Origin of the sequence: Pontivivens insulae, assembly GCF_900302495.1 — a bacterium.
In the GTDB taxonomy this organism is placed as follows: Bacteria; Pseudomonadota; Alphaproteobacteria; order Rhodobacterales; family Rhodobacteraceae; genus Pontivivens; species Pontivivens insulae.
Genome location: NZ_OMKW01000001.1, coordinates 607,950 through 632,944 on the forward strand (window position 1 = coordinate 607,950; position 24,995 = coordinate 632,944).

General features: G+C 61.2%; 22 protein-coding genes. 11 read left to right on the plus strand and 11 right to left on the minus strand.

What is annotated here, in order from left to right:
* Positions 1-18 precede the first annotated feature (18 nt).
* The 4 genes from POI8812_RS02925 to POI8812_RS02940 all read left to right on the plus strand — a co-directional run bounded on the left by POI8812_RS02925 (position 19) and on the right by POI8812_RS02940 (position 5,634).
* On the plus strand, positions 19-978 hold the full coding sequence (locus POI8812_RS02925; protein ID WP_108781016.1) for a TRAP transporter substrate-binding protein: 960 nt from the start codon (positions 19-21) through the stop codon (positions 976-978).
* A gap of 79 nt (positions 979-1,057) precedes the next feature.
* The gene (locus tag POI8812_RS02930) at positions 1,058-1,585 is read left to right on the plus strand and encodes a TRAP transporter small permease (RefSeq protein ID WP_108781017.1); all 528 of its coding nucleotides are present in this window, start codon (positions 1,058-1,060) and stop codon (positions 1,583-1,585) included.
* Positions 1,582-2,877 carry a TRAP transporter large permease gene (locus POI8812_RS02935; protein ID WP_108781018.1) on the plus strand — a complete coding sequence of 432 codons (1,296 nt, stop codon included), beginning with the start codon at positions 1,582-1,584 and terminating at the stop codon, positions 2,875-2,877. The genes POI8812_RS02930 and POI8812_RS02935 overlap by 4 nt, the downstream gene beginning before the upstream one ends.
* Positions 2,878-3,165: 288 nt before the next feature.
* Positions 3,166-5,634 (plus strand): Hint domain-containing protein, encoded by a 2,469-nt coding sequence (locus POI8812_RS02940; RefSeq protein ID WP_108781019.1) that lies wholly within the window; start codon positions 3,166-3,168, stop codon positions 5,632-5,634.
* On the opposite strand, the gene POI8812_RS02945 is transcribed toward POI8812_RS02940, so the two are convergent.
* The 3 genes from POI8812_RS02945 to POI8812_RS02955 are packed head-to-tail and all read right to left on the minus strand — an operon-like array spanning position 5,631 to position 7,332.
* Positions 5,631-6,392, minus strand: coding sequence for an AraC family transcriptional regulator (locus POI8812_RS02945; RefSeq protein ID WP_108781020.1), 762 nt, complete (start codon positions 6,390-6,392; stop codon positions 5,631-5,633). The genes POI8812_RS02940 and POI8812_RS02945 overlap by 4 nt on opposite strands.
* Before the next feature lie 9 nt (positions 6,393-6,401).
* Positions 6,402-6,698: a putative quinol monooxygenase gene (locus tag POI8812_RS02950; RefSeq protein ID WP_108781021.1), complete on the minus strand. Its 297-nt coding sequence runs from the start codon at positions 6,696-6,698 to the stop codon at positions 6,402-6,404.
* 1 nt (position 6,699) lies between these two features.
* A complete protein-coding gene (locus POI8812_RS02955) occupies positions 6,700-7,332 on the minus strand; it encodes a class I SAM-dependent methyltransferase (protein ID WP_162844867.1) in 633 nt (210 codons plus the stop codon).
* A 129-nt stretch (positions 7,333-7,461) separates the two neighbouring features.
* Between POI8812_RS02955 and POI8812_RS02960 the strand changes: the two genes are divergently transcribed.
* Both POI8812_RS02960 and POI8812_RS02965 read left to right on the plus strand, forming a co-directional pair.
* Positions 7,462-8,280: a bifunctional allantoicase/(S)-ureidoglycine aminohydrolase gene (locus POI8812_RS02960; protein WP_108781023.1), complete on the plus strand. Its 819-nt coding sequence runs from the start codon at positions 7,462-7,464 to the stop codon at positions 8,278-8,280.
* 140 nt (positions 8,281-8,420) lie between these two features.
* A complete protein-coding gene (locus POI8812_RS02965) occupies positions 8,421-9,962 on the plus strand; it encodes a trimethylamine methyltransferase family protein (RefSeq protein WP_108781024.1) in 1,542 nt (513 codons plus the stop codon).
* 152 nt (positions 9,963-10,114) lie between these two features.
* Here the strand turns inward: POI8812_RS02965 and POI8812_RS02970 are convergent, their stop codons facing one another.
* Positions 10,115-10,600 (minus strand): ureidoglycolate lyase, encoded by a 486-nt coding sequence (locus POI8812_RS02970; protein WP_108781025.1) that lies wholly within the window; start codon positions 10,598-10,600, stop codon positions 10,115-10,117.
* The gene (gene puuE, locus POI8812_RS02975; RefSeq protein WP_108781026.1) at positions 10,597-12,009 is read right to left on the minus strand and encodes an allantoinase PuuE; all 1,413 of its coding nucleotides are present in this window, start codon (positions 12,007-12,009) and stop codon (positions 10,597-10,599) included. Before puuE ends, POI8812_RS02970 begins: the two co-directional genes overlap by 4 nt.
* 97 nt (positions 12,010-12,106) lie before the next feature.
* Here puuE and uraH point away from each other — a divergent pair, with 97 nt between their 5' ends.
* Complete coding sequence (gene uraH, locus POI8812_RS02980; RefSeq protein WP_108781027.1) at positions 12,107-12,460, plus strand: hydroxyisourate hydrolase; 354 nt, start codon at positions 12,107-12,109, stop codon at positions 12,458-12,460.
* 4 nt (positions 12,461-12,464) lie between these two features.
* Positions 12,465-13,700 (plus strand): urate hydroxylase PuuD, encoded by a 1,236-nt coding sequence (locus POI8812_RS02985; RefSeq protein WP_108781028.1) that lies wholly within the window; start codon positions 12,465-12,467, stop codon positions 13,698-13,700.
* Between the two features lie 18 nt (positions 13,701-13,718).
* On the opposite strand, the gene POI8812_RS02990 is transcribed toward POI8812_RS02985, so the two are convergent.
* Positions 13,719-14,921 carry an aminopeptidase P family protein gene (locus POI8812_RS02990; protein ID WP_108781029.1) on the minus strand — a complete coding sequence of 401 codons (1,203 nt, stop codon included), beginning with the start codon at positions 14,919-14,921 and terminating at the stop codon, positions 13,719-13,721.
* A 196-nt stretch (positions 14,922-15,117) separates the two neighbouring features.
* The gene (locus POI8812_RS02995; protein WP_108781030.1) at positions 15,118-15,450 is read right to left on the minus strand and encodes an ArsR/SmtB family transcription factor; all 333 of its coding nucleotides are present in this window, start codon (positions 15,448-15,450) and stop codon (positions 15,118-15,120) included.
* A 95-nt stretch (positions 15,451-15,545) separates the two neighbouring features.
* On the opposite strand from POI8812_RS02995, the gene POI8812_RS03000 reads away from it, so the two are divergent.
* The 3 genes from POI8812_RS03000 to arsH are packed head-to-tail and all read left to right on the plus strand — an operon-like array spanning position 15,546 to position 17,346.
* A complete protein-coding gene (locus tag POI8812_RS03000; protein ID WP_108781031.1) occupies positions 15,546-16,202 on the plus strand; it encodes an aquaporin in 657 nt (218 codons plus the stop codon).
* Between the two features lie 21 nt (positions 16,203-16,223).
* Positions 16,224-16,646 carry an arsenate reductase (glutaredoxin) gene (gene arsC, locus POI8812_RS03005; RefSeq protein ID WP_108781032.1) on the plus strand — a complete coding sequence of 141 codons (423 nt, stop codon included), beginning with the start codon at positions 16,224-16,226 and terminating at the stop codon, positions 16,644-16,646.
* Entirely contained in the window at positions 16,639-17,346 is a 708-nt protein-coding gene (gene arsH, locus POI8812_RS03010; protein ID WP_108781033.1) for an arsenical resistance protein ArsH, read from the plus strand. Before arsC ends, arsH begins: the two co-directional genes overlap by 8 nt.
* Here the strand turns inward: arsH and POI8812_RS03015 are convergent.
* The 4 genes from POI8812_RS03015 to POI8812_RS03030 form a co-directional block, all read right to left on the minus strand.
* The gene (locus POI8812_RS03015; RefSeq protein ID WP_108781034.1) at positions 17,343-18,212 is read right to left on the minus strand and encodes an NAD(P)-dependent oxidoreductase; all 870 of its coding nucleotides are present in this window, start codon (positions 18,210-18,212) and stop codon (positions 17,343-17,345) included. The genes arsH and POI8812_RS03015 overlap by 4 nt on opposite strands.
* A gap of 20 nt (positions 18,213-18,232) precedes the next feature.
* Positions 18,233-19,222, minus strand: a complete 990-nt coding sequence (locus POI8812_RS03020; protein ID WP_108781035.1) for a phosphatase domain-containing protein — start codon at positions 19,220-19,222, stop codon at positions 18,233-18,235.
* Between the two features lie 74 nt (positions 19,223-19,296).
* Positions 19,297-20,331 carry a glycosyltransferase family 2 protein gene (locus tag POI8812_RS03025; protein ID WP_108781036.1) on the minus strand — a complete coding sequence of 345 codons (1,035 nt, stop codon included), beginning with the start codon at positions 20,329-20,331 and terminating at the stop codon, positions 19,297-19,299.
* Positions 20,332-20,456: 125 nt separating this feature from the next.
* Entirely contained in the window at positions 20,457-24,992 is a 4,536-nt protein-coding gene (locus POI8812_RS03030; RefSeq protein ID WP_108781037.1) for a glycosyltransferase family 2 protein, read from the minus strand.
* Between the last annotated feature and the right edge of the window lie 3 nt (positions 24,993-24,995).

Consider the following 24,995-nt stretch of genomic DNA (forward strand, 5'->3'; position numbering starts at 1 on the left):
GACAGGGAAACAAACGATATGAAACATCTCTTCACAGCAGCAGCTCTGATGGCCGCGACGCCGCTCGTCGCACAGAACTGGGATATGCCCACGCCCTATGGCGACACGACGTTCCACACAGTGAACATCATGCAGTTCGCCGATGAAGTGCGTGAGGCCACTGGCGGTGCGCTCGACATCACGGTGCATTCCGCCGGATCCCTTTTCCCTCATGGGGAGATCAAGGGCGCTGTCCGCTCCCGTCAGGTTCAGGCCGGGGAGTTCTTCCTGTCGCGTCTGTCCAACGAGAATGCGGCCTTCGGTCTGGACAGCCAGCCGTTCCTCGCGACCTCTTATGAAGACGCGGCGCGTCTGTGGGACCTGCAGGGTCCGGTTGTGACCGAGCTTCTGGCGGAAGAGGGTCTGATCCCGCTGTTCTCCGTGCCGTGGCCTGCGCAAGGTCTCTATACCAATGGCGAGATCGCGACGGTCGAAGACCTGTCTGGCCTGCGTTTCCGTGCCTATAATGCTCAACTCGAAGAGTTCGCGGCACTGGCCGGGGCCGCGCCGGTTCAGGTTGAGGCCGCTGATATTCCGCAGGCTTTTGCCACGGGTCAGGTTGAGGCGATGATCACGTCCCCCTCCACCGGTGCAAACACCTCTGCATGGGATTTCGTCACACATTACACGCCGATCAATGCGTGGGTTCCGAAGAACATCGTTGTCGTGAACCAGCGCGCCTTTGATCGTCTGGACAGCGAGGCGCAGGCCGCCGTGCTGAACGCAGCCGAAGCCGCTCAGGCGCGCGGCTGGGAAATGTCCGCGGCAGAGGCAGAGGCGAAAACACAGGTCATGGCAGAGAACGGCATCACCGTTGTCGAGCCGTCCGATGCTCTGGTCGAAGGTCTTCAGGCCATCGGTGCGCAGATGCTGGTCTCTTTGCGTGAAGGTGCATCCGAGCAGGCGATCGCCGTGCTCGACGCCTATGCTGGCCAGTAAGTAGGGTCTCTCCCTGAGACTTCCGGGTCCTCGGCGACGGGGGCCCGGCTTTTGCACATTCCAAATGGAGGGGCGTGTCATGGGCAGGATGCTCGACCGTCTATATGACCTGGCCGGGGCCTTGGCCGCCTTGGCGATCCTGATGATCTGCGTGGTCGTTGCGGCGCAGATCGGACTGAATATTCTGGCACGCGTCGGGGGGCCGGGCCTGAGCTTTACCATTCCATCCTACGCCGATTTCGCAGGATTTGCGTTGGCGGCGGCCTCATTCCTGGCGCTCGCCCATACCTTGCGGCGCGGCGGGCATATCCGCGTCACGCTGTTGACCAACCGGTTGCCGCATGGAGCGCGCTGGGCGGTCGAGCTGTTCGTGCTCGCCCTTGCAACCGCGCTGACGGCGTTTGCCACCTATTACATGTGGCTGCTCGTGGCCGAGAGCCTGCATTACAACGATACATCCCCCGGTATGATCGCGATCCCGCTTTGGATCCCGCAAACGCCGGTGGCGCTGGGGCTGTCCCTGCTGACGCTGGCGCTCATTCACACGCTCGTCGAGAGCGTACAGGCGCGCGGCGCGATCCTGACAGGTGAAGGAGGGGCGGAATGACCGATCCAATGATTGCTGTCCTGTTGCTCGCGATTTTGCTGATCATGCTGGCAGGTGGCCTGTGGGTTGCCATGGCCCTGATGACGACAGCGCTGGTCGCCATCACCTTCTTCGCGAACCCTGAGCCGGGACTGGTTCTGGCCACAACGATCTGGGGTCACTCACATTCCTGGGCGCTTGCGGCCCTGCCGCTGTTCATCCTGATGGGGGAGATTCTGCTCAGATCGCGGTTGAGCCAGGACATGTTCACCGGATTGGCCCCTTGGTTGGGGCGGGCGCCAGGGCGGCTCTTGCATGTAAACATTCTGGGTTGCGCGATTTTCGCCGCTGTCTCGGGCTCGTCGGCCGCCACTGCTGCAACGATCGGACGGATGAGCGTACCGGAACTGACGGCCCGTGGATATCCTGAGCGTCTGATCATCGGGACGCTCGCGGGTTCTGCGACGTTGGGCCTGCTGATCCCGCCTTCGATCATTCTGATCGTCTATGGCGTGGCGACGGAGCAATCCATCGCCCGGCTCTTTGTCGCCGGTATCCTGCCGGGCCTGATGCTGGTCGGACTTTTCGCAGCCTATGTGGCTGTCAGGGCCTGGATGAACCCCGATCTGATCCCGCCCGCGCCAGAGCGGCAGGCCTTTGTCGCGAAGCTCAAGGCGTCCCGCTCCCTGATACCAGTGATACTGCTGATCGTCGGGGTGATCGGGTCAATCTATACCGGCGTGGCTTCGCCCACGGATGCGGCAGCGCTGGGCGTGGTGCTGGCCCTGATCCTTGCAGCCTTCACCGGTGGCTTTGGCTGGGCGGAATTCCGGGCGGCGCTAATGGGCGCGACGCGCACAAGCTGCATGATCGCCTTTATCCTGATCGGTGCCGCCTTCCTGTCGATCTCGATGGGGTTCACGGGATTGCCGCGCAATCTGGCCGCATGGATCAGCGATTTCGGCCTGACGAAGTTTCAGCTGCTCGCAGCGCTGACGGTCTTCTTTGTGGTGCTGGGGTGCTTCCTTGACGGGATTTCGGTCGTGGTGCTGACCACATCCATCATTCTGCCGATGGTGCAGGCGGTGGGGATCGATCCGCTCTGGTTTGGTATCTATCTCGTCATTGTGGTGGAGATGAGCCAGATCACACCACCGGTTGGCTTCAACCTGTTCGTGATCCAGGGCCTGACCGGGCTCGACATCTTGCGCGTCGCGCGAGCGGCGGCACCGTTCTTCTTCCTGCTGCTTCTGGGTCTCATTCTGGTGATCGTCTTTCCACAGATCGTCACCATGTTGCCTGACGCTATGTAAGCGTCGTGCGCCCCGCTTTCGGGCGGGGCGCACCCGCAATGGGCGGTATTTTGCCACCCATTGCCTGCAAGACAAGCAATTATTGCCCAATTCATCCCAATTTTACGCCGCGTCGTACATGGAACGTGGCCTGCTTCGTTGCCACCTAGGCAGAATCGGGTAAAGCAACGCAACTCGCACGCATTGGGGAATGCTGCGAGTCCATTGTCGTGCTGTACCTAAGGAGTATGGACGACGCAGCGCACTGAGCGCAGTTTGTAAAGAATTCGGGGGATAAGCTCGGCAGTTATGGCCAGCACGTACACATATACCGGGGTTTATATTCTGAACCTCACCACCTTGTTGGTGGAGGATGTCGGCGTCACCTTGACGATTACCGACAACGCCGGTGATGGCACGTTCCTTGGCAATGGCGCGGAAGCCGACGTTGATGCCGATCAGTCATTTGAGCTGTCCGGCGCAGGCGCGCTGGACGGCGTTTATGCGAACGAATTTCAGGCCGGTGCGGCAAATATCAACGCCAATGATATCTCGATGCAGGGTGTCTATGGGCAATTTACATCCGGTGGCACGAATTACCTGTTCTTCGTCCCCAACTCCGCCTCTGGCACGTGGAGCATCGGGGACTCAATTGGCGGGACGCTCGTCACAACGACCGGGTTCGACTATTCGGATGTTTCCGGTGAGGGTGCTGATACGGTCATCATCGACAATGCCTCTGGCTCGACCGAGCTGACGGGTGGAGATGGTGCGGACAGTCTGGACGGGTCGAACGCTGCTGACACGTTGGTCGGCGGCGCGGGCAATGACACCATCTTTGGCCGGGGTGGCGCCGACTCCATCGTGGGCGGTGAGGGGGCCGACCGTCTGCGCGGCAATGGCGGCAACGACACCATCATCGGCGACGGGCAGGAGGCGGAGCGCCTCAGCTTCAACTGGTCGCTGATCCCCGATCCAGATGACCAGACCACGATTGACGATGAGGACGTACTGGCCTCAGCCGATGCAACCGGAGCCGTAGTTCAGGATACTGGCGGCATTCAGGTCACGCTCGACTATGATGAAGAGAATGTCGGCGCGCGGGATCTGACCTTTCAGAATGTGCTGAACAATGTCGCCGGCATTGACAGTGGCGGCGAGACGATCAACGCGAATTCGTCAGGGCAGCTTTTTGGAAACCGGGCGGATGCGACGACCAACACGACGTCCACGCTGACCGTCAATTTCGAAAGTTCCAGCACCAGCTTTGTCGACGAGGTCACAAACGTCCAATTCCGGATCAACGACATTGACCAGAACCTGCCGGGCGGGTTTCAGGATCAGGTCATCATCCGGGCCTATGACGCGTCCAACACCCGCATAGACGTCACGCTGACGTCAGGTTCGGGCGGAACGCCCGGACCAACCTTGAGCGATACGGGTGGCGACGGATTTGTCGGTGTCGACACCGCGACGGCCACCACGAATGGGTTGAGCAACGCATCGGCTGGTGGGTCGATTCTGGTAGAGGTCGCCGGACCGGTCGCAAGGATTGAGGTCGAATACCTCAACCTCGGCACGAACAACCAGGCCGCCACGATCACGGACATCTTCTTTGATGCTCAGCCAGCGGATGGGGACGCCGATAACATTCGCGGCGGCGGTGGCAACGACAGCATTCTGGGCCAGTTCGGCGACGACAACATCCGCGGCAATGGTGGCAACGACACTATTCTGGGCGGTGTTGGCAATGACACCATCCAGGGCAATGCGGGTGCTGACTCGATTTCTGGTGGTGAGGGCAACGACACCATTGATGGGGGTAGCGGCAGCGATACGATTGATGGCGGTGAAGGCAATGACAGCCTGCTGGGTGGCGATGGCACCGACACCCTGACTGGTGGAGACGGATTTGATACGTTCGTGGCCGACGGCTCTGACGATCAGATCACGGATTTCAACACGGCCACGGGGCAGGTCCTTGACGACGGGAACCAGTCCAACAACGATTTCCTCGACCTGTCCGGGTCTTACAATGCCGGGACGGTGGATGCGTATAATGCGCTGAACGGAACCGACTTTGCCCTTGCCATCAAGGCGCTGCGCGATGATGCGGCAGATGGCGTCCTCGATTTCGCCGGGGGTGTCCGCCTGCCCGGGGTAAACCCCGATGAGCTGTTCTTCGACAATACGAACGTGGTCTGTTTCACGCCGGGGGCCAGAGTTCTGACCCCGACTGGCCCCTTGCCGGTGGAGCGCTTGCACGTCGGCAGCCCTGTCCTGACGCGGGATCACGGGATCCAGATGATCGAGTGGATCGGCCGTCGCGACATCTCGCGTGAGCAGTTGATTGCCCATCCGAGCCTTGCGCCCATCCGGGTGCGGCGGGGTGCGCTGGGCCCGGACATGCCGTCGCGCGATCTGATCGTATCGCCCCAGCACCGGATCATGTTGAAAGGTCCAAAGGCCGCTACATTGTTCGGGCAGCCTGAGGTGCTGGCCCCAGCGGTGGGTCTGATCGACGGGGAAACCATCGTGCGCGAACCTCAGATGGGGCGGCTGACCTATATCCATTTCATGTGCGCGCAGCACGAGCTGGTGCGCGTGGACAACCTTTGGACCGAGAGCCTTTACCTTGGCGAAATGGCCAAGGATGCGATGACGGACGAGGCGCGCACAGAGATCGAGTTGATCTTCGGTGATGTGCCAGAGCTGAAACCGGCGCGGCGCTTCGTCACTCGAAACGAGACGCAGCTTTTGAAAGGGGCCTCGGGCTAGAGCCTGGGGTCTCGCAAGCTGTCACGATATTGCGTCGGAGTGACCCCCATGAGATCGCGGAATGCCGCGTTGAACGCGGACAGTGAGTTGTAGCCGACGTTGAAGGCAATCTGGGTAACCGGCGTGTCTTCCATCGCGAGAGCCTCCACCGCGCGAATGATGCGAATACGGCGGAGCGTTTCGCGCCATGTCATCCCCATCTCGTCCGAAAAACGCCGGGCGAGCGCGCGGGGTGATTGATTGGCCGCGACCGCAATTTCGTCAAAGGTCACGGCGTCATGTGCGCGCTCCTCGGTCAGTGTGACGGCCCTCTGCAGCCGGGTTGAGCGCGGGACAGGGATCACGCAGGGGCTCGGAGTTTCAGAGAGATGGGCGATGACGCTGGCCAGAGTGGTGAAGAGCTGATCCGCCAAAGGCGAGAGAGGAGGTCCGTCCTCCCCCCAATCGCGGCAGGCCTTAATCAGTTCCCGCGCCAGCGGGGAGACATCGAACACGCTGAGGGCGCGTGTAGGCGGGGCGATATAGCCGGAAGCAAACAGGACGGACGCCGATGTCAGCTCGGACAGGATTGTGACCTCAATCGGCATATCGGCCCGTATGAACGCCGCACGTGTGGGCGTAAGGGTCCATCGTTGACCCTCCGCCTCTAGCCGGAGGGTGCCTGCAAGCGCATAGAGCAGGTAGTGCCGCTCTGACCGGAAGGAGAGCGGACCGCCGGGCGCGAAGTGCGCGTGCAGACAATAGGCGTCAGGTGGCATGTTGTATCGTTAGCCGGGGCAAGGGGTTGCGTCAAAGCGCTGACTGACAGGGGGAGCCGTCATCAGGGGGCGGAGAGACTGCCCCAGACGGGCGAAGGGAGGTGACGCGAGGTAGGCGTCGAACCGGGCGGCGCTTTCCCATGCCTGCACAACGATCAGTCCGCATGGATCGCTGGCGTCCTCTGCCGGGATATATTTTACACAGCCGGGCATCGCGCGCACCTCGGCGACCTGATCGAGAAGGGCCGAAAGAGCCTCTGCCCGGTCGTTCGGGAGGGTGCGAAATGTAACGTGGGCGATGAGCATGTCAGCTCCTTTCAGGTTTGGTGAAAATGTAGCCAAGGCTTGTCCGGCTTGGTGGTCCGGCGTGGAAGCGGTGCGTCCGCATCGGGATCAGTCCCGCCTGTCTTGCCATGACTTCGATCCGTCCCGGCGCGTACCAGCGATGGCGATATCGCAACCAGATCAGCCAATTGCACCAGTGTGGTTTCGAGATGACGAGGTAGAGCCGACCGCCCGGGGCAAGGTGATGGGCAAGGCGTTGGAAACCGTCCTGTGCAGGGTCGAAATGTTCCAGAACATGCGCACCCAGGATGGCATCATAGCGTGCGTCCTGTGGCAGATGCTCCATCGGGGCGCATATCGTCCAGGGGGTCAGGCCATGGGTCGCGAGGCTGCGCCGCGCCATGGCGAGCATGGCTGGTGACGGGTCAAGCAGGGTCATTGCAGGGCTGCCCCCCTGACGGATCCAGCTTCGTGCGAATGCGCCCGTCCCCGTGCCCACATCCAGAACCGCGCCCGTTTCCGCCACCTGACCAGACAGGAAGCCGTCATAGGCTGCGGTGTAGCCAAGCTGAGTGACTTTCTGACCCCACAGCGGGGCGGCGTGATCGTATTTTTGTGCGATATCCATGCTCAACAGCGTGACGCTGATTGGCATATCGCGCCAACGCCGATCCGCCGATCTTGCGCTGCTACCTGCCAGACCGGCGCGTTCGGGCACAAGTTCTGGGATGACGATCCTGCGGGCGGGCGATAGCTTTGCACGGAGTGAGCAAAGGGGGCTGTGATGGCTGGGAAATATTATGCGCCCCATGGCGGGCATCCGGGGCAAGACCAGCTTCTGACCGACCGTGCGGTGTTTACCGAGGCTTATGCCGTGCTGCCGCGTGGGACGATGCGCGACATCGTCACCAGCTATCTTCCGTTTTGGGAGGACACGCGCCTTTGGGTGATCGCACGACCGCTGAGCGGTTTTGCCGAGACCTTCTCCCAATACATTATGGAGGTTGGCTCTGGCGGCGGATCGGACAGACCCGAAGATGATCCGCGCGCGCAGGCCGTTCTGTTCGTTGTGGAGGGCGAGGCGTCACTGACCATCGCGGGCGAGACCCATCTGTTGGGCGAGGGCGGCTATGCCTACCTTCCACCCGGTGCGGATTGGACCTTGCGCAACAGGTCCGACGGCATGTTGCGCTTTCATTGGGTGCGCAAGGCGTATCAGGCCGTGGAGGGCCTCGATGTGCCGGATGTCATCATCGCGAATGAGCGGGATGTAGCGCCGAACGTCATGCCGGGGACGGACGGGAAGTGGGCGACCACGCGCTTTGTCGACCCCGCGGACCTGCGCCACGACATGCACGTCAACATCGTGACGTTCGAGCCGGGGGCGGTGATCCCGTTTCTGGAAACCCATGTGATGGAACACGGGCTCTATGTGCTGGAGGGCAAGGCAGTTTACCGGCTCAACAACGATTGGGTTGAGGTGGAGGCGGGCGATTTCATGTGGCTGCGCGCCTTCTGCCCGCAAGCCTGCTATGCGGGCGGACCGGGGCGGTTTCGCTATCTGCTCTACAAGGATGTGAACCGGCATATGCCGTTGGGCTGAACCGCGCAGTCCGGTCGCCGTGGTCTGACAGCGACCTCTTGCCGGGTGTGCCATGTCGTGGGTTGGCATGTCTGTGGGTCGCGTTGCTGCAAGGCTTACCTTGTTCGTCTCCATCGTGAGGCGAGCAGAAAGGCGGGCGCATGGCTCAGGACGCTTCACGAAAAGAGGGACGGCGTGGGCGACGCCGTGACGCGACGGCGGCTCCGACCCGGACGCCGAATTATCGCCAGCTGCGCAATCCGTTTCCGGTCATGTCCGTTTTCTCTGACGATGAAGCGGCGAACATGCATGAGACCGCCCTACGCACCTTGGAGGAGTTGGGCTTTCGCGTTCTCTTGCCTGAGGCGCGAACGCTCTATGCGCAGGGCGGGGCGCGGGTCGAGGACGATATGGTCTATATCGGGCGGGAGATTGTGGAGGCAGCGCTTGCCTCAGCCCCGCGCAGCATCCATTGCCGGGCCGGAGCTGCCCATCGCGATACGGTACTGGAGCTTGGCACGCTGAATTTCCAGCCCGGCGCAGGCGCGCCCCACGCCACGGACCTAAATCGCGGGCGCAGGCCCGGTTCGGCGCGCGACTATCGTGACTACACGCGCATTGCGCAGCACTACGATGTTTTTCAGATGATGTCCCCGTCGGTGGAGCCGCAGGACGTTCCGGTGCATCTGCGCCACTATTTCACGACGCTGGCACAGATGGAGCTGACGGATAAGTTCCCGTTCATGTTCGCGCGCGGCACGCCACAGGCGCGGGACAATTTCGAGATGTTGCGTATTGCGCGTGGGCTGTCTGAGGTGGAGTTCGCTGGAGGCGTTCACACCTACACGATCATCAACACGAACAGCCCGCGCACGCTCGATATGCCCATGGCGCAGGGGCTGATCGATTTTGCCCGTGCGGGGCAGTTGAGCATCATCACTCCGTTCACGCTGATGGGGGCGATGGCGCCGATCACCGTGGCCGGGGCGATCACCTTGAGCCATGCGGAATGTCTGGCCGCGATCACGCTGGCGCAGTTGGCAAAGCCCGGTGCGCCGGTCTGCTATGGCACGTTCACCTCGAACGTCGATATGAAATCGGGCGCGCCCGCCTTTGGCACGCCGACGCATTTTCAGGCCTCACTGGCCGCGGGGCAAATGGCGCGCATGGTGGGGCTGCCGTGGCGCTCTGCCGCTGGGTCTGCGGCGAACATCAATGATGTGCAGGCCGCGAACGAGAACCAGATGGGGCTTTGGGGCTGTCTGCTGGGCGGGGCGACGGTGGTGATCCACGCGGCGGGGTGGTTGGAAGGCGGATTGACCGTTTCTTATGAGAAGCTGATCACCGATGTGGAAGTGCTCAACATGGTCGCCGAGCTTTGCGCGGGCAACCGGGCGGGTGCGGATGAGATCGGTTTTGCCAATGCGCTGGCCCATGTGGCGCCGCAGGGGCATTTCTTCTCCGCCCCGCAGACGATGGAGCGGTATTCGACGGAGTTCTATGAGCCGGTCGTCCATGATTATGCGAATTTCGGCACGTGGACGGATCGGGGCGCGCTGGATGCAAATCAGCGCGCGACGGGGGTTTGGGAGCGTATCTTGGCCGATGAGCCGCCATTGATGACACCTGGAGATCGGCTGGAAGAGCTGCGCGCGTTTATCGACAAGCGCACAACGGAGGGTGGGGCACCACCGGAAAGTTGATGCAGGCCACTCTACCTTAAAGCATATGGGTTTTCACAAAGCGCCCGCGCGACGGGCACCGTTGCGCCGCGCCGTTCCGCCCCCACGGGGCGGCGCGCTTGCGCCACCCCTCGGAACGGCGCTCGTGCATCGGAACTAGGTGCGCTTATGCGTCAATCCGAAACCGTATAGGGCGTCTCGAACCAATGCTCTTGCAGGTTCGCGCCATCGCCGATCCGGTCCACAACAGCGAACAGTCCCGGGGCGTGGAGCGGGGTCAGCACGCCATGCCATGTACCGCGGTGGAAGTTGATGGCCTGCCCCGGTTCCGTGCGAAAGGCGCGGGGCGTGCCGGGTTTGTCGCCCGTATCGGGGGCCACGACGACGAGGAACGGATCGAGGCTCATGGGCACGAAGGCTTGCGAGCCGTGCGGGTGCCGCTCGACCAGATCAAGGGTCAGGGGCAGGGTGCGCGGCTCCGCCCGGAAGAGGCTGATGCCAGCACGGCCATCTGCGAAATCGAGCGTCGCGCGGTCATGGTAGCGCCCGCACATCCCCTGATTGATGATCTTGTCCGGGTCGCCTGCACAGTCGAGCAGGTCCCCGAACGGGGCGAAGGCCTGTGCTGTTATCGGCTCAATCAGGATAGTCCGGGTCATGCGCCGAGCTTCTCAAGCAAGCGCAGTTGCGCGATGCGTTCGACCTGTTTGCACGCCTCTTCAAATTCAATCGGGGTCGGATTGTCGATCCGGCGCTTGAACGCCTCCATGATCGAGGCCTTGGTGTGGTCACGCACGGCAATGATGAAGGGGAAGCCGTGTTTTTCGACATAGGCACTGTTGAGCGACTGGAAGGTCGCGCGCTCCTCATCTGTAAGCGCGTCTAGCCCGGCGCTCGCCTGTTCGGAGGTGCTCTCGGCGGTCAGTTGCCTGGCCGCGGCCAGTTTTCCGGCGAGGTCGGGGTGGGCGATCAGGACGCCGTGGCGCTGCTCCTGCGAGGCGGACCGAAAGATCCGGGCGAGCGCGTTGTGCACCCCATCGGCGCTGTCGTGATGTGGCCCGAGTTCGAGGACGTGGGCGCCCTCGGCAATCCAAGGGCTATGCTCGAATATGCCGCCGAATTCAGCCACGAACGTCTCCCGATCCATTTGCGAGGGGCGGGTGCTACGGACATGCGGGTGGGTCTTGGCCCAATGCTCCGCGATTTGCAGGCGGGTTGCGAACCAGACGCCTTCGTGGCTTTGGAAGTACTCAATCGCGCGCTTGAGCGCCTGTGCCCGGCCCGGACGGCCCGCGAGTCGGCAATGCAGCCCGATGGAGAACATTTTCGGCGCGCCCGCCGCTCCCTCGGCATAGAGCATGTCGAAGCTGTCCTTGAGATAGCTTTCGAACTGATCGCCGGTGGTGAAGCCTGCCTGAATGGCGAAGCGCATGTCATTGCAGTCCATCGTGTAAGGCACGATCAATTGGTCGCGCTCACCGAACTCCATCCAATAGGGCAGATCGTCGGCATAGCTGTCGGCGACATAGGCGAATTGCCCGGTTTCGGCGGCCAGTCGCACGGTGTTGTTGGAGCATCGGCCGGTGTACCAGCCGCGCGGCGCCTCGCCGGTGATTTCGGTGTGCAGGCGGATCGCCTCCGCCATCTGGGCGGCTTCCTCCCCCTCGGACATATCCTTGTGCTCGATCCACTTGAGGCCGTGGGAGGCAATCTCCCACCCCGCGGCCTTCATCGCTGCGACCTGTTCGGGGGCACGGGCCAGCGCGGTGGTGACGCCGTAGACGGTTAGCGGCAGGTCGCCCAGCAGGCGGTGGATGCGCCAGAACCCAGCGCGGGAGCCGTATTCATAGATCGACTCCATGTTCCAGTGCCGCTGACCGGGCCAGGGTTGTGCGCCCGTGATTTCGGACAGGAACGCCTCTGAAGCCGGATCGCCGTGGAGGATGTTGTTCTCCCCCCCTTCTTCGTAATTCAGGACGATCTGAATGGCGATTTTGGCATTGCCGGGCCAGTTGACGGCGGGTGGGGTCTGGCCATGGCCGGTCATGTCACGGGGATAGCGGTTCACGGGCTGGCACCTCGTTGCGAATTGGATCAGTATCGGGCCTTTAAGCCAGCCCGTTTCGGTCAACTATAAGCCGGGGCGCGCCGAGGGGGAGGTCAAAATGAGCGGTTTTCTGACGACACATGTGCTGGACACAGCTCGCGGGTGCCCGGCGGCGGGCATCAAGATCGCGCTCTACCGCGTATCCGGCAACTCGCACCGTAAAATTGCGGAGGCTGTCACCAATGCGGATGGGCGGACAGACAGCCCCATCCTGCCCGCAGAGTCATTCGAGACCGGCACCTATGAGCTGATCTTCTTTGCCGGGGACTATTTGCGCGAAACGGGTCAGGCAGGGGCCGAGCCGCTGTTCCTCGACCAAGTTCCGATTCGGTTCGGCATGGCGGAGGATGATCACTATCACGTGCCGCTCCTCCTCTCGCCCTACGGTTATTCGACCTATCGGGGAAGCTGAGCCGATGTATGACCTTGCCATTCTGTGGGACTGGATCGCGTTTTCGGTGCGCTGGCTGCATGTCATCACGGCGATGGCGTGGATCGGGGCCTCGTTCTATTTCATTGCGCTCGACCTGATGCTCAAGCCCAATGATGCGCTGCCCGATGGCGCACATGGGGAGGAGTGGGAGGTGCATGGCGGCGGTTTCTATCACACCGTCAAATACATGGTCGCGCCCGCGCGGATGCCGGAGCATCTGACCTGGCACAAATGGCAAAGCTATGTGACGTGGCTGTCCGGTGCGGCGCTGTTGATGATTGTCTATTGGGTGGGCGGGGAGCTTTACCTGATCGACCCCTCGCGGGCGGATCTGGCTTTGTGGCAGGGGATTTTGATCTCCGCCGGATCGCTGACGGTCGGTTGGCTGGTCTATGACGCGCTGTGCAAGTCAAAGCTGGGGGAGAGCCCGACGACGCTGATGCTGCTCCTGTTCGTGATCCTTGTCGCGATGGCATGGGGCTACAATCAGGTGTTCACGGGCCGGGCGGCGCTGCTGCATCTGGGCGCATTCACCGCGACGATCATGACCGGCAACGTGTTTTTCCAGATCATGCCGAACCAGCGGATCGTGGTGGCGGACCTGAAAGCGGGGCGCAAGCCCGATGCAAAATATGGGAAGATCGCGAAGCTGCGTTCGACCCATAACAATTACCTGACGCTGCCGGTCGTGTTCCTGATGCTGAGCAACCATTACCCGCTGGCCTTTGCCACGGAATATGCGTGGTTGATCGCGAGCCTGATCTTCCTGACGGGCGTGACCATCCGGCATTATTTCAACACCATGCACCGAACAGGGGCCGGGCCGAACTGGACCTGGGCAGTGACGGTCTTGCTGATGATCGCGATCGCTTGGCTTTCGAGCGTGCGTCCGGCGGATGACTATGAGGAAGCCTCGACCCGTGATTTCACGCCTTATGAGGCGCAATTTGCCTCTGCCGCCGGGTTTGACGAGGCGTATAATCATGTGATCGGCAACTGTTCGATGTGTCATGCACGCCAGCCCTCGTGGGATGGTATTCGCTGGGCGCCGAAGGGGGTGTTGCTGGAGACGGAAACTGATGTCGCCCGCCATGCCGATCAGATCTATCTGCAAGCGGGCGTCAGTCACGCGATGCCGCCGCCAAATGCGATCCAGATGGACAATGCGGCGCGCGAGGTCATCGTGGCCTGGGTGCGCAATGCCCGCGCGACCAACTGATCGCGCGGGTTTGTTCGACTAGCCAACGATATTGAAGTCCGGGCCGTAGGGGTAGCCGGTGATATTCTCGTTGCCGACTTCGGTGATGATCAGGATGTCATGCTCCCGATAGCCGCCTGCGCCCGGCTGACCGTCCGGGATGGTCAGCATGGGCTCCATAGAGATCACCATGCCCGGTTCCAAAACTGTGTCGATATCCTCTCGCAGCTCCAGCCCGGCCTCACGCCCGTAATAGTGGGACAGAACGCCGAAGGAGTGGCCATAACCGAAGGTGCGGTATTGCAGCAGGTCACGCTCTGCAAAGAAGGCGTTGAGTTGGGCGGTTACCTCAGCACAGCTGACGCCCGGCTTCAGCAGGCTCATTCCGTATTCGTGGGCGGCGACGTTCGCCTGCCAGATGTTCAGGCTGGCCGGATCGACCTCCCTCACGAAAAGGGTCCGCTCCAACGCGGTGTAATAGCCGGAGATCATGGGGAAGGTGTTGAGGCTCAGGATGTCGCCGCGCTGGAGGCAGCGGGACGTCACCGGGTTGTGAGCACCATCGGTGTTGATGCCAGACTGAAACCACACCCAGGTGTCGCGATACTCGGCGTCTGGATAGCGCTTGGCGATCTCAATCTCCATCGCGTCACGTCCCGCCATGGCGATGTCGATTTCGCGCGTGCCTTCGCTGATTGCCTCCCGAATGGCATAGCCGCCGACATCTGCCGTCGCGGCCCCGGCGCGGATCAGGTCGATCTCCGCCGGGGATTTGTGCATGCGCAGCCGCATCGTTGCCGGCGCGATATCAACAGTGTCTTGCGGGTGGAGGAACTCACGCAACAACCCCATTTGCATGATCGAGAGGTGATCGCCCTCGACGCCGATCACCTTCTCCGTTCCAGTGACGGAGCGGATCGCGCGCCAGTAGTTGTTCCGCTCCCAGTCCGTGTAGGTGATGTTGTCGCCATAGCCGCGCCGCCATGGCTGGCCTGCGTCGATCCCGGCGGAGATTGTCACGGTGTCGGAGGGCGTGACGACCTGCGCGTAGGGCCTGCCAAAGGCGCAATAGAGAAAGCCGGAATAGTAGGCGATGTTGTGCATCGAGGTCAGAACACAGGCCTCGACACCTGCCTCTGCCATGGCGGCGCGCAGCCTCGTCAGGCGTGCCCTGTATTCTGCATCAGCAAAGGGGAGCGTCTTTTCGCCCTGATGAAAGCGGTAGAAATGTGGACGGGTCATCCAATGGTCCTTTCGTCACGGACCATGACAACGGCACAAAAGGGGCGCGCGGCTCCTCTACCGTCATCACGGCAAAGCAAGTCCCGGCGTTCAGGAAAGGAGGTCAGGGTGTGCCAGACAAGCTGGTGGCGACGCCATCGCCAGCCCTGTTGTCTGGGTGGCGCAAATTGGGCGTTCAATCAAGCACAATTGACGCTCAGCACTCGCAATCGAGCAGGGCGAGGATGTCTTGGCACCTGTCGATCTGCCCCCCGCAGCAGTCGGACAGCAAAAAGCCGACAAGTGCGCTGATGGCAGGCAGATGTGCTGCGTAGAGGATCTCGCGATGATTGCGCGTTGTACTGACGAGCCCGGCGGACTTCATCACGGACAGGTGACCGGACATGGTCGAGGGCCGTGCGTCCAGCGCTTCTGATATGGCGAGGGCTGGGACACCATTTGGGACTTCGCGTACCAGAAAGCGGAACACAGCCAATCGCGTCGGGTGGGCGAGTGCTGCGAAGGCGTCGAGGGCTGCTTTCTGATCCATGAGCTTCAATCCTGTGCTTGACCGAACCGTGCGGAAGGCGTAGCAATTTGTCAATTCGGTAATCTCCGAAATGACAAATAAATGACGGTTTGCCCATGACCCTTGACCGCCGACTGATAGCAGAAGCGCTTGGCACATTCTCTCTGCTGGCTACGGTCGTCGGCTCTGGCATCATGGCCGAACGGCTGGCTGACGGAAACGTCGCGGTCGCCCTGTTGGGCAACACCATCCCGACCGGCGCCATTCTGGTCGTGCTGATCACGGTGTTTGGTCCGATTTCAGGGGCGCATTTCAATCCAGCGGTGACGCTCTGCTTTGCGCTGCGGCGGGAGATCGCCGTGCGGGAAGCCTCCCTTTACGCGGTCGTTCAGGTTGTTGGGGGTATTGCGGGTGTCTTTGCGGCGCATGTGATGTTCGAACATCCGATGTTCGATCCATCGACGACAGCGCGGACGGGGTTGGGGCAATGGACTGGAGAGTTTGTCGCGACATTTGGCCTGATCGGAACGATTTTGGCCTGTCTGAAGGCGCGACCAACGGCCGTTCCGATGGCGGTCGGGCTCTATATTACGGCGGCATATTGGTTCACGTCCTCGACCTCTTTCGCGAACCCGGCCGTGACAATCGCGCGCGGGTTTTCGGACACTTTCGCAGGCATCGCACCCGCCGATGTGGCCGCGTTTATCGGTGTACAACTGGTGGCGGCCGTGCTCGCCACCGGCTTTTTTGCCTGGCTTCTGAAAGACGCCTGAATCGCCTGAAAGGACCATCGGATGAGCATCGTTATTCATCACAACCCCGGTTGCGGCACCTCACGCAATGTCTTGCAGATCATTCGCGCCTCTGGCGTGGAACCGGTCGTTGTCGAGTATCTTGAGACGGGATGGACCACGGCGCAATTGCAGGGGCTGTTTGCTGCGGCGGGTCTGACCGCGCGTGAGGCGTTGCGTGAAAAACGCTCTCCCGCGCAGGAGTTGGGCCTGCTGGACGGGGATGTCAGCGAAGAGGAGCTGCTGGCCGCGATGGTCGAGCATCCCGTTCTCGTCAACCGTCCAATCGTTTGCTCCCCCAAAGGGGTGCGATTGTGCCGTCCATCCGAAAGGGTGCTCGATCTGCTTGAGAATCTGCCGACGGGCGCGGTCTACAAGGAAGACGGACAGATGATCCTGAATGAAAAGGGCGAGCCCGTTGTCTGATTTTCCGGCCCTGTCCCCCGAACACCTTCAATCGGTTGATCATGCGAGGTTGTTTCCCACGACGCGCGCAGACCACGCTCCGCGTATTCTGCTGCTCTACGGTTCTTTGCGTGACCGGTCCTTCAGCCGTCTCATGACCGAAGAGGCCGCACGGGTGCTCAACATGCTGGGGGCTGAAACGCGCACGTTCAATCCCGCGGGTCTGCCCCTTCCCGATGATGCGGATGCAGATCATCCAAAGGTTCAGGAACTGCGTGATCTCGTGACATGGAGCGAGGGCATGGTCTGGTGTTCGCCAGAGCGGCACGGATCGATGACCGGGATCATGAAAGCGCAGATCGATTGGATTCCGCTGTCCATTGGCGCAGTCCGCCCAACGCAGGGCAAGACGCTTGCCGTGATGCAGGTTTGCGGTGGCTCGCAGAGTTTCAACGCGGTGAACCAGTTGAGAATCTTGGGCCGGTGGATGCGCTGCCTGACCATCCCCAATCAATCCTCTGTCGCGAAGGCCTGGCAGCAATTTGACGGCGACGACCGCATGTTGCCCTCATCCTATTACGACCGCATGGTCGATGTGATGGAGGAGCTGGTGAAATTCACCTGGCTGACGCGTGATGCCGCGCCCTATCTGGTCGATCGCTATAGTGAGCGTAAGGAAAGCGGAGAGGCTTTGATCGCACGGGTCAATGCCACGAGCTAGCGTGAGCCGTCTCGCAGTTTCAGCCATTTGAAATAGGCGGCGTGGTCAAGCTCCGCCCCCGAATGGTCCTCGACCAGCGAGCGGTACCCTTCTTGCGCGGTTTGGGAGAGGGGTAGGTCGAGACCTTGCGCCTGCGCAAATTTGAGGGCGTTGTTCAGATCCTTGAGCTGTACCGCGCTGCGGGCACCGGGTGTGAAATCACCACTGACCATTCGGGCGCCATGCAGGTCGAGGATGCGGCTGTCGGCAAAACCGCCCTGAAGCGCTGTGCGCACGGTGCCCGTGTCGCATCCGGCCGCCTCGGCCAATCGCAAGCCTTCGGACACGGCGGCGATGGTCGCACCGACGATCAATTGATTGGCCAGTTTGACGGTTTGCCCCGCGCCCAGCGGGCCGACATGCGTGGGCCTGCCTAGGAGGTTCAGGACAGGCAATGCTCGGGCCAGGATTGCGACCTCCCCGCCCACGAAAATCGATAGGGTGCCTTCTGTCGCGCCGACAACGCCGCCAGATACCGGTGCGTCGAGATAGTTCACGCCGCGCTCCATCGCCTGTGCCGCCAGACCCTGATCCGTGTCCGGTTCGACAGAGGCCATGTCGATCAGAATTGATCCGTGCGCCATATTGTCGATGACGCCCTGACCATCGAGCACCAATTTCGTGACAGGCCCATCGAGCAGCATTGAGATGACGATTTCCGTGTCGACCACAGCGGACGCAGCGCTGGGATGCACTTTGGCGATCTGAGCAAGCGGGGCCGATCCTTCTGCACTGCGATTCCAGACGTGAAGGACGTGGCCCGCGTCAGCAAGCCGTCGAACCATCGGCGCGCCCATCAGTCCTGTTCCCAGAACGGCAATGTGCATCGGTCTCTCCCCCATCGGTTCTATTGGACGAGGCTGTTGTAATCTGGAACGACGTCGACCTGCAGCCCGGATTTCTCAAGTTTCAGCAATCCAGCCTCTGCCTTTATATCTCGCGTTTCGACTGTGCCGCGCAGGATGATACGGCGAATGCGTCCTGGATGGCGGGCATGGGCGGCGGCGTAAACCTCTGCATCATGTTGCCCGGTGTCGCCTATCAGCACAAAGGAGAGTTCGGGGTTTGCGGCCAAGATGGTGTCGATGGCCGCACCTTTGTGATCACCATGGGTGCCCTTGATAAATTGCGTCTCTGAGATTCCGAGATCTCGCAGGAAAACCGGACCGGCGACAAGGCCCGCCTTGCGGAACAGAATGTTGTCCAGAAAGTCGTGCAGGTTCCATGGGGAGGAGGAGACATAGAACACCGGGTTCTTTCCCTCATGCAGCTTTTCCATCAGCGCGACCCCGTCGGCAAAGACCTCACGCGTGAGGGCATTGCCGGTTAGGGAGGTCCAAAGGTTGCGTGCGGTGTTCCAGGCGCCTGTCCGCAGGACGGTATCATCGATGTCGGAGATCACGCCGAACTCCGCTGCCGGGTCGGGGATCAGGACGGGAACCTGCACGGTCGTGCTGTCATCGCCCGCAATCTGGATCGGCTCCATACGCCAGCCGGGTTGGGCGTTCGACGGGCGCGGCAGCTGCAAGGTGATGTAACCTTCCTCATCTGACAGGGCTGTCGCGCCGCTCGCGACATGGAGCACCTCAATATCGGCAATCTCATCGGTGAAGAACAGACCAACCATCGCCTTGAAATTTGCCCATTTGTTGCGGGCCTTATGTGGCGTGTCACGGCGCAGCCCGGCGAGCACCCGCCCCCGCAGGACCAATCCGTCTGGAGTGGCGTGGCCGCGATAGGGCTCCACCAGGGGTGGGCGCTGGTCCTTTGGCCGGAAGCGATCGACCGCCCGTTCCGCCTGGACCGCGAGACGATGGAGGATGCGGATCAAAGGCATATGCGGGCTCCACTGGCTGGGTCGCAGCACCAGCTAGGGCGCTCGTTCCGTTTCGCCATGCGGGGCCGTTCGCTTTAGTCCTTCTTGACGTGGTGCCATTGCCGCAGGATGCGCCGGCGGTTCGGCACGCTGGCACCGGATGACGACCCCGCAATGATCATGGCGCGGTAGAACTCGTATTGGGATTTGTCGCGCAAAAGGTCACTGATCTTCTGCCGATGAGCGGCCACGCACGCTTCGTGCGCATCCTTCACACCGGGCAGGGCATCCAGTTCGGCCCGTGCAGCGGCGAGCGCCTCTGCCCGGCGCAGGATCGTTTCATCGCGAACATGATTGAAGTTGCGTTCGACCCAATAGGACAGATCGACATGCTTTTTCCGGCTGGAGGGCAAGCCGCGCGCCGCCTTGACCAGAAAACTCTCAACCGATCTGACCGAGTAATGGTTGATCCACGCCCTTGTTGGGCCGCTGTTGACCATTGCGAAGGTCGAGATGTGTTCGTCACTGGCATTATAGCGGTCTGGCATCGGCTCTCCGGAACCGTCCAGCCAGTGAACAATCGTATCCTTTTTCTGGCGTGGGCGATGAACGCCCAGCTTCGAAAGTTTGCGCGTCCTGAGAAACAGCGATTTGACGAAGGTGCCGCCCATCGTGCCGATATAGCCATCGGGTGCACGGTGGCGAAACAAGCTCGTCACGTCCTTGTCCTGATAGTCGACGTGCCCGGAATACCCAAAAAGCCGCCACGGCAGAACAAAGCCCTCAACCCCGTCCGGGCGACTCTCGATCAGGTCCGTCAGGGTGTCTGCGGTGGTGTCTACAAATTCATCAACGTCCGAGACCAGCACCCATTCTGCCTGTGTAACCAGCGGATGGTCCCACGCGGACTTGAGTGCCGTCCACTGGGGGCTTTGACCCCGACGCATTTCACCGCGTGGAATATGCGTGAGGATTCCGTTCGCGGCGAGCACATCCAGAAGGGCATCGCTGCCATCCGTACAGTCGTTGGAATAAACGAGGAAATCGGTCACTCCCAGCGCGCGGTGATGGGCCAACCACTCCAGAATGAAAGGCCCTTCATCCCGAATGCAGGTAACGAGCGTCAGCATCGCGCCACCATGGCGCCGGTTGCATGTGATGCGGCATTCAACATGGCCTCAACCTGTCCTGCGAGCTGAAGCGATGCAAGCGTGCCGCCGTCGTGTCCAGGCTCGACCCGTCCAAAATCGGGGCACTACTTCTCTGCGTCTTCGGATTTTTGGGCTGCGAGGAAAAGGGCGTCGTCCAGGGATGGGTCGGTGATGGCTTCGTAGAGACTGGCGTAGTCGGGATGGGCTTTCAGCAGGGCAATCCGGTTCTTGTGCCACCGCACTGCTTCGTCATGAAGGGCTGCGAGCTGTTCATCCCGCATCAATTCGGAGAGCACGGGGGCGACATGGGCGTCGAAAAAATCGGCAGCCCGGCTGTCATGTTCGGTGCAGTAGTTTCGCCGGCTCCAATAGTGCAGACCCTGATCCTGATCGACATGGTTGATCCGGCCACGCTCTCGCTTCACGAGGAAGCTTTCTGCCGAGCGCAGGATATAGTGATTGAGCGTCACAAGGTCGTAGCCGATGGAATTCTTGCGCGAAAACCAGATGCCTCGGTTCTCGATCACCTCATGTGGCATGACGCGGCCTGCCCCATTGGTCCACCGGATATCCGCATCTGGTTGCAGATCGAGCGGTCGGTGAACGCCAATCTTGGACGTGGGCGCATTGGCACGCACCATTGATTTGAAGCCCCAGCCCAATCGCGGGCGCGGCAGATATTCGGGCGCGCAACGGACAAATTGTCGGGTGACGGGCTGATCGTCGTATTCATGGACGCCGCCATTGCCAAAGAACCGCCAAGTCATCGAGATGATATCAGGGTGGTTTGAGCGGGCGACAAGCTCCTGCAGCGTTGTCAGGCCGCCATGCAGGGTCACGAATTCATCGCAATCGATGGTCAGATACCAGTCGCTTTCACGCACGACTTTCTGTTTGGCGGCATCATTCAAGGCACCGCGTTGTGGTTTTTGCCCGGCATCACGTTTGAACGGATTATCCAGATGGGTGACATGACCCATTTCCGCCAGCCGATCCAGTATGCGGGTCGTCGGGTCGGTGCAATCATTGGTGTAGACCAGAAAGTGCTTCACGCCGATTGCCAGATGCCATGCGATCCACTCCAGAATGAACGGGGCTTCGTTCTTCATTCCCGTGATGACGACGATGTTTTCAGAGGGCGGGGGCGTTTCTGGCGGTGTCAAAACTCCCTGCCGGGGTTGCACACGGGCGAGTAGGCCTGCAAATGCCGCCTCGCTGGCTGCACCGGTCAGGATGGCGCCCTTGCGTGTTGGTTTTGGCTCTTTCACAGCGGGTGTGTCTGGTGCCTCGTCCACGAAGTCCTCCCTCGGGACCGGATTGACGAAGGCTTTGGGCACCGGCTGTTTACGATCCCAATTCTGCACCCAATCGACGATATCGTCGGCCAGTGCATCGGGGCCGGGCATGAAGATCCGATTGCCGAAAAGAGGTGTCAGCCGCGACAGGTTGGTCATCAGCGGGCTGGTCAAGCGGGTGTAGAGAGCTGCCATATCTGGCCTGCGGTGCAGCTCTTTGATTTTCGCCTGATGGGCAGCGACGCAGGCCTGATGAGCGGCCGCAATCTGGGGGTCCGCAAGCAGCTCTTGCCGGGCAGTCTGCACAGAGCCTGTTCGGCTCGCGAATGTCCGCTCCCGCATGACATTGTGGTTCATGCGGAACCAGTATTTCAGGCCCTGATCCTCTGACACATGATTGACCCGGCCGCGGTCGCGTTTGACCAGATAGCTCTCTGCGTCGCGAACGGCATAGTGGTTCAGGCTGACCAAGTCATATCCTGCATGGGGCCGACTGATGCGCCAGCCCTTGTCCCGAAATTCTGGCAACATCTGACTGCCGCTGCTTGAGACCCACCAAAGCTCATGCTCGCGCATTGGATCGGGGTCGCGTGGGCGGTGTACGTTGATTGTCTTCCAGCGCCCGTCGTTACGGTAGAGCGTTTTGAAGCCAAGTGCCTGATAGGGTTTGCGGCAGTTCGGGAGGGCCGCCCGGTGCATCCGGTCGGTGACAGGTACATCGCGGAACGTGGCGCAATCGTCATTTCCGAACAGGCGCCATGTCAGCGAGATCGTGTCGGCATAGGGTACGGCGTCCATCAAGGCGCCAAGCGTCCCGTCCCCCACCTTCACATCAATGAACTCATCGACATCCATGGGAAGCAGCCAGTCCATCTGCGCCATTTCAGGACGCTTCTCGGCATCTTCGAACGCTGTAAATTGCGGGTTCGACATACCCGGCGTGTCAGGCTGGAACGGGTTGTCATAGCGGGCTGTCACCAAACCCTTCTCAACAAGAAGATCCAGCAGCTGATCTGTGCCATCGGTACAATCATTGGTGTAGACGATGAAATCTGTGACCCCGATTGCCCGGTGATGCGCAACCCAGTCAACGATGAACGGCCCCTCGTTCTTCATGCAGGTGAGAATGCAGATCCGCTCATCAGATCTGCGGGGAATAGGTGGGCGCGGCGGCGTCATCGGTGCTACCGCTTCTTCGTTTGCCTCGCCCGGAGCGCGCGCGTTGGCGAGCGGGCTTTGTTCAACGTTGTCCGAAAAGCGGATCGGTGCATCGTTAGGCAGAAGCCTGTCCGCGTCCGCTTCGAATGATGGAAGCGGCAACATCTGGTCGAGCGCGTCTGGGAGTGGTGTCTGTTCGTCCCACTCCTTCACCCAGTCGACAAAGCCCGGATGCAGCGCTTGTGGTCCGGCTGTGAACATCTTGTTGCTGATGTGGGGTGCCAGTTTGGACAAGCGCTCCAGTACCGGACCGGTGACAGCTGAATAGAGTGCGGCATGATCGGGGCGGGCATGCAGCTCCTCAATCTTGGCCTTATGGGCCGTGACGCAGTGGCGATGCGCGCTGGCAATCTGCTCATCAGCCATCATTGCGTCGAAAGCAGCGCGGGTTTCGGTTTTCCGCCGCTCAATGCGCGTGTCACTTACGACGTTGTGGTTCATGCGGAACCAGTAGGCGAGACCCTGATCCTGATCGATATGGTTCACCCGGCCCCGGTCGCGCTTGACCAGATAGCTTTCGGCATCGCGCACGGAATAGTGGTTCAGGGTCACCAGCTCATGACCGCGCTGCTCATCCATCACACGCCAACCGGTGCGCAGGAAGCTTTCGGGCATTCTGGCGCCGCTGCCCGCATACCAGCGGACTTCATCTTCGCGATGCGGGTCGGGGTTGCGCGGCCGGTGGACCGACAACTTGCCCCAGACCCCGTCATTGAGCAGCAGCGTCTTGAACCCCCACGACATGTAGGGTGTCTTTACATCGACTGGGGCAGCGCGGGTCATACGCTCTGTCACGAAGCTGTCTTCGAAGCGTTTCAGGTCATTATTGCCAAACAGCCGCCATGGTGCCGAAATCATGGTCGCATCGGGTCGTGCGGCGAAAAGGTCGTCGAGGTGGCCTTTGCCGACGTGGATTGTCAGGTATTCGTCGACATCCATCGGCATGATCCAATCCATCTCGGACATCAGTGGATCATTCTCGGCGTGCCACATGGCAGCGCGTTGCGGGTCGCCGGCGGTGCTTGCCTCTTCGGTACGCCAGGGATTGTCGCGACGGGCGGTGATCAGGCCTTTCTCAACCAGCAGGTCGAGCAGTTCGTCCGTCCCGTCGGTGCAATCATTTGTATAGACGATGAAATCGGTGAAGCCGATGGCGCGGTGATGGGCAACCCATTCGAGGATGAAGGGCCCTTCGTTCTTCATGCAGGTCAGGATGCAGATCCGCTCATCCGGCTTGCGCGCCCTGGGGATCATATCCGGTGTCGGGAGCAGGCTGGGCGCGCCGGATTTCGGTCGCCAGCGATTGTCGCTGTCGGGCAGCACGATGTTCCGGGGCAGATGTGCACGCGGTTCAACTTCGGTTTTTCGCAGGGCCTCGGCCAGTGGACACCAAAACCGGGGGAGGCCGTTCAGCTCCCGCGCGATGTCAGACAGCAGCGCCTCACGGTAGAGCGGCAGGCCGAGCGACTTTGCCGTGACGACACCTTCGATCAGCTGTTTGCGCTTCAGCAGCTTTCCCCTGTCGCGAAAGGCGACCGGGAAGAAGACCTCCGCATCCTGCGTGTTTTCAAGCCGTCCAGTCTTTTGCAGGATGTGGGTCAGTGCGGTTGCACCAAGCAAACCCCAGGGCAGGTGCCCTGCGGGCACTGGCTCTTCCGCGTCGTGCAAGGCTCTTTGATCTCCGGCCTCCATCCATGGAGGGATCGGGGTCGGATCATTCGCAAGGTCCCGTAGAAAACTTAGCTCCTCGCTGTCCTGCGGCAGTGCGATTGGTCCAGGCGCGACATAGTCCGTACTTTCGCGGGCGAGCAGAAAGCCATCTTCCGGCAGCTCAAGCGCGGAGAGAAGGAAATGGTCGATCGGCACGTAGATCGCGCCGGGTTGATGGGCCAATGCCTCCCACCGGATGCGATCCGGGATCAGATGCTGATCCACCTCGCGCACCGCAGCAGGGTCCAGTAATATGGCGGCATCGCGGGGGATCACGCCAGATGGCAGGATAAGCGGGCACGCATTGTGATGCCAGAGGGTGACGTCGTGGCCCTGCTGAACCCAGGACGTCACGGCGCTGAGCGCAATGTAGTCCAGCGGACCACCGGCCCAGTAGCTGACAATGGGCGCGGGCATTGG